Source organism: Phytobacter sp. V69 (assembly GCF_965644215.1).
Classification (GTDB): domain Bacteria; phylum Pseudomonadota; class Gammaproteobacteria; order Enterobacterales; family Enterobacteriaceae; genus Phytobacter.
In genome coordinates, this window is the sequence record NZ_CBFFRL010000275.1 from 1 (window position 1) to 4,898 (window position 4,898).

Consider the following 4,898-nt stretch of genomic DNA (forward strand, 5'->3'; position numbering starts at 1 on the left):
AGGCAACCGTCTGTGGTGTTTGCAGAGCTAAGATTGGCGGCTTAGCGTTGCACTTCGGAGTTGAATCCGCCAAGTGTGTTCTTAGCTTATAAAGTCACCGCAGTTTCAATTCATACAGATACGCTATACCCCCCGTTATTATTATTCTGCTAGCCGTATACTTTTTTCAAAAATTCCGTAACGCAAAGTTATTTAAATATTCACATAGAAATCTTTACGCGGAATATGTGATGAAGATAACTAGAACACTGTTTTATTTTAATTGAATCAATATTCCAATGATCGCATCATACGCCCAGACACAAAACAGATAAGGACAGCGACGGTGCACCCGGAAAGGATTAACACTGCTCCGGGCATTGAACAAATTAAAACCAGGAAGGTTTAACTCATTGAATAGCGTGTTTTTTATTTTCTCGGTCATTTCACATGATGAGATATGAGGATTCATAATGAAAATCAAAGCCACCATTGAACGCATCCCTGGTGGGATGATGCTAATACCTTTGCTGCTTGGGGCAATTTTAAATACGCTGGCACCGGATACCGGCGCTTATTTCGGGTCGTTTACCAAAGGCATGATCACGGGTACCGTCCCTATTCTCGCCGTTTGGTTCTTCTGTATCGGCGCGTCAATTGACCTGCGCGCCACCGGTACCGTATTACGCAAATCCGGCACTCTGGTGCTGACCAAAATCGCCGTGGCCTGGCTGGTGGCGATGATCGCCGCGACCTTCATCCCGGAAGGCGGCATCCAGACAGGCTTCTTCGCCGGGCTCTCGGTGCTGGCGATCGTTTCCGCGATGGATATGACCAACGGCGGCCTGTACGCCAGCCTGATGAATCAGTACGGCACCAAAGAAGAGTCGGGGGCATTCGTCCTGATGTCGCTGGAATCCGGCCCGCTGATGACCATGGTCATTCTGGGTTCTGCTGGCCAGGCCTCTTTCGAGCCGCATCACTTTATCGGTGCCGTACTGCCGTTTCTGATTGGCTTTGCGCTGGGCAACCTCGACCACGACCTGCGTTCTTTCTTTAGTAAAGCCACGCCGGTACTGATTCCGTTCTTCGGCTTCGCGCTGGGTAATACCATCAACCTGAAAGTGATCCTCGACACCGGCCTGCTGGGTATTGTGCTGGGTATCGCGGTTATCATCATCACCGGTATTCCGCTGATCATTGCCGACAGGGTAATTGGCGGCGGTAATGGTACAGCAGGTGTCGCCGCATCCTCTGCGGCAGGGGCGGCAGTAGCAAACCCGGTAATCATCGCGCAGATCAACCCCGCGTTTGAGCCGGTTGCGGCCTCTGCAACAGCACTGGTGGCGGCAAGTGTGATTGTGACGGCGATCCTGGTGCCGATCATCACCGCACTGTACGCCAGACGGTTCGGCGAAGTGCCTGAGCCTGTCAAAGCGGCAGAGAAACCCGCCGCATCGCTTAACCACTAAATAAAAAAGCCCCCGACGAACGCCACGCCGGGGGCTTCTCTTTGCAGATTTGTAGCTACGTCCTGCAATTAGCCATCAACATTGGTTAATTGCAGGGCATATCTTTTTACTCGCCGAAAATCTCATCCACCATGGCGCTGGCTAAGCGCGACGCCGAACACAGTCTTGGCATCCCTAACGCCACCGTCTGCCAGCTTTGGGTCACTGACCAGCAAATAGGATGGCGCTCCGCATCGCACCAGTCGCCAAGCCAGCCCAGCAGATCTTTATAATCCATCAGGCCCGGTGTTGCGGGGGTTGTCAGCCACTGGTGATAAAAATGCCGTGTGGCAGGCGCAGCGTTAATACCCTGAGCCAGAAAATCGGAGGCCATCGCGCGCAGATTATCTTTCAGCATGGAGGCCACCTCGCTGCTCGCCAGGCGGCAGGCATCGCCAAAAGCCCCCCAACGCAACTCTTCCAGCGCAACATAGCAGCGGCCCGCCATCGACCAGCCGTTGTAATTACCGGCCCGCCAGCGGGTAAAAATTTGTTCGCTATGATTCCCTGCCTGCACGGTTAAGCCTCGCTGGCCGAGCGCCTTCTCTTTCCAGCTCGCACGCTGGCTAAAGTGCTCGATCAGTTCATCGTACTGCTGCTGATTGTTCTGCGTGTTATTGGCGAGGCGGCGCTGTTCGGCCTGCTGTAAAGAGACCAGCCGCTGAGTGATGCGCGTCAGCGCCAGGTGACCAGGATCGAGCATGCTGGCCAGCTTTTCCGCCAGCCCCAGACGTAAGCTGTCATTCTCATTAAGTACGCCGGACATCGCCCACGGGCGCAATTGGGTTTGCGCCATCACTTCCTGGGTCAATCTTTCACGAAACAACTGCTGTTGGGGCACAATCTGACTCTGGCGAGGCGCATCAGCACCCTGCACTAAATCCACAATGAATTTCGGATGAATGCACTCAAGCGTTCGCCCAGGCCCTTCCAGTAGTCGGTTTTTCATAATCACTCTGCTGCGAATAGTGTTTGTATATCATCGCGTAACAGACGTGCGTCTTCCTGAATCCAGTTGGCTGTCTTGATGCAGTGTCGCAGGTGCTGCCGCAATGCTAACACTGACGATTCGTTTTGCTGACGGATCGCCAGACTGTCACGCAAACTCTCTTGTAGTCCCGCCAGGCTAAGCGAGAACTCGGCAAAGAAAGTTGCCATCCCTGCCGTAACAGAAACATCGACCTGGGCGGCCAAAGCTTTACGAATTTGTTCACAAAAATTAGCAACATGCTGAATTAGCTTGTTGTGCAACGACGTCACATCAATCACATAGCGCGTACGGGTAACAACGTAATCATCCCATCCCCAGCTTGGGTAATTTAACCAACGAGAGACCGTTTCACGTACGCTTCCGCCGCGCGGTGCCTGCCCTGCCGGGGTATCTTCCGGGGCTATTGCGTTAGTAAAAAGCTGGCGGGTATTGAAATTGAGCGCACTGGTCTGGAAGGCCGGAAAACTGATGCGCGCCCGGAATCCGGCATGGCTGAGCTCTTCTTTGATTCGCATCTCAATCGGGCGCATCGCGTCGTTGAGTGAGCGAGTCAGGGTATTTTCCAGCTGATCAAAACGCATCGCCAGCTCGCGGCTGATTTTCTCCTGGGCGTTAACAAAAATCGCCTCGCAGGAGGAGCGCATTTTGCTCAGAACGATCTGCGCCTGGCCTTCATCTTCCAGCACCAGTTGTCCGGGAGAAAACTCAGCATCAAGGCGCATATCGGCCTGGCTTTCGCTGGCCATTTCCATCATCTTGCCATCGCGGAACCAGGTATTAATGGATTCGATAATTTCCAGCTGCTGGTTCTGAATGAATACATCCGCCGCTGCCAGCGCCTCATCCACCTCATGATCAATTTCGTCGCTGACGCTCTCCTGGCAATTTTTCAGCAGCGTCATATCGTCTTCCAGACGCGAAATATTGTGCTCAAGGTTTTCAAACGCCACCGTCAGGCCCTGATAGCGGAAATCGAGATATTCCCGGGCGCTCTGGGCGTAATTGAGCAGCTTATGCGACGCCGAACGCAGGGCATACAGCGACGCATTAGCATGTGCAGCATGCAGCAACTTGCGGATAGGCTGCTCAAACAGCGAATCTTCCCACAGCAGGTCGGCGGCATGATGAATATGCTCGACATCGTCCAGGTCGGTCATCCGCCAGCGTCTGCCCAACGCCGCTTCGGCAAAGTCCTGCACCCAACGCTGCTCATCCGGATCGGGCAATTTCCCCTGCAATTTGATTTCATGACGGGCGCGATTCGCCAGATATCCCCACATCGAAGAGACAGGGAAAATCTGAGTCGGGTTGATATACCCTTTCATTAAGGTTCCGGCGATCAGCGCCCGCACCTGGTCTTCGTCATCGCTATTACGGTCTTTCTGGTCGAATTTATTGACCAGTGCGTACAGCGGCACAGAGCGCCCCACGGCGGAAATCGCATGGCGCACCTCTTCATCGGAGATCGACTTAAGCTGGGTGTAATCCATCACCGCCAGCACTGCGGATGCACGCGCCAGCTGCTCATTGAGCATCTTTTGCAGATGCGGCTGTCCCGCTTCGTTTGGCCCAGGAGTATCCAGTAATGTCAGCTGACCGACGTCGTTTTCCAGTCCCGCCAGGTGGACGAACTCCACTTCAATCACCGGGATATTTTCTACAGAGGCGTAAGCTGAGAAGGGAAAATCCACGTCCAGCGCTTTGGACAGGCGCACCAAATCGTTAAGGCTTTTTAAACAATGAAAAATGGGCTGCGCGCCCAGATAATGTTTATCGAATGCATCCCCCTGCGCGATGCGTTCAAGCAGGGAACTCATGTCCTTATCGATTTCGAGCTTTTGCGCCAGCTTTTCGCGGTCATAGGTATAAAGCCGCATCTGAAGCTGCTGGGTTAAGGTATCGATGGGGCCGACATGGGCGAAATGCAGCACAGGCTCTTTCTGGCCCGGCGTGTGGCGAATCAATGTCGGCAGCGCCGTCATCGGACGGTTGCGATTAGGCAAAACCTCAGTCCCCACAATCGCGTTGATTGTGGTCGATTTACCCGCTTTCATGGTCCCGACGATCGCTAACACCATCTCCAGTCGGGTGATTTTCCGTAATTCGTTGTGCAGAGTGGCTTGCTGCGTTTCGATGCCGCGAGCACTAAAATGTAATGGCAGTACATTTGCGTTATCTGCTTTGCCGGAAGCCGCCTCATCAAACGTTGCAATCGGCAGGGCTTTGAGTGCCTGCAAATTGTGCAGGGAGAGCTGCAACAGCCTCTCTGCTTCCTGGCTTAATTCGAAAATTGTCTGTGTGTGCATGATAAAAGTCTTTCCTTAACGCAAATTTCTTACTTTTATTAGATAGTGTCGTCACAAGATTTTAGCCCAGAGAGCGATGCATCTGATCTGGACGGCAGCGAGAAATGAGGC

At 53.2% G+C, this 4,898-nt stretch carries 3 protein-coding genes; 1 reads left to right on the forward strand and 2 read right to left on the reverse strand.

From position 1 onward, the window contains the following. The first annotated feature begins 452 nt into the window (after window positions 1–452). On the forward strand, window positions 453–1,451 hold the full coding sequence (gene kdgT, locus ACSZPU_RS23380; RefSeq protein WP_499003793.1) for a 2-keto-3-deoxygluconate transporter: 999 nt from the start codon (window positions 453–455) through the stop codon (window positions 1,449–1,451). Between the two features lie 106 nt (window positions 1,452–1,557). Here kdgT and ACSZPU_RS23385 read toward each other — a convergent pair whose 3' ends face one another. Then, complete coding sequence (locus ACSZPU_RS23385; RefSeq protein ID WP_499003797.1) at window positions 1,558–2,439, reverse strand: diguanylate cyclase regulator RdcB family protein; 882 nt, start codon at window positions 2,437–2,439, stop codon at window positions 1,558–1,560. Between the two features lie 2 nt (window positions 2,440–2,441). Beyond that, window positions 2,442–4,787, reverse strand: coding sequence for a clamp-binding protein CrfC (gene crfC, locus ACSZPU_RS23390; protein WP_499003800.1), 2,346 nt, complete (start codon window positions 4,785–4,787; stop codon window positions 2,442–2,444). Between the last annotated feature and the right edge of the window lie 111 nt (window positions 4,788–4,898).

Coding starts and splice junctions, on each gene's coding strand:
- ACSZPU_RS23385 (WP_499003797.1), bottom strand. CDS start 2,439: ATGAAAAACCGACTACTGGAAGGGCCTGGGCGAACGCTTGAGTGCATT.
- crfC (WP_499003800.1), bottom strand. CDS start 4,787: ATGCACACACAGACAATTTTCGAATTAAGCCAGGAAGCAGAGAGGCTG.
- kdgT (WP_499003793.1), top strand. CDS start 453: ATGAAAATCAAAGCCACCATTGAACGCATCCCTGGTGGGATGATGCTA.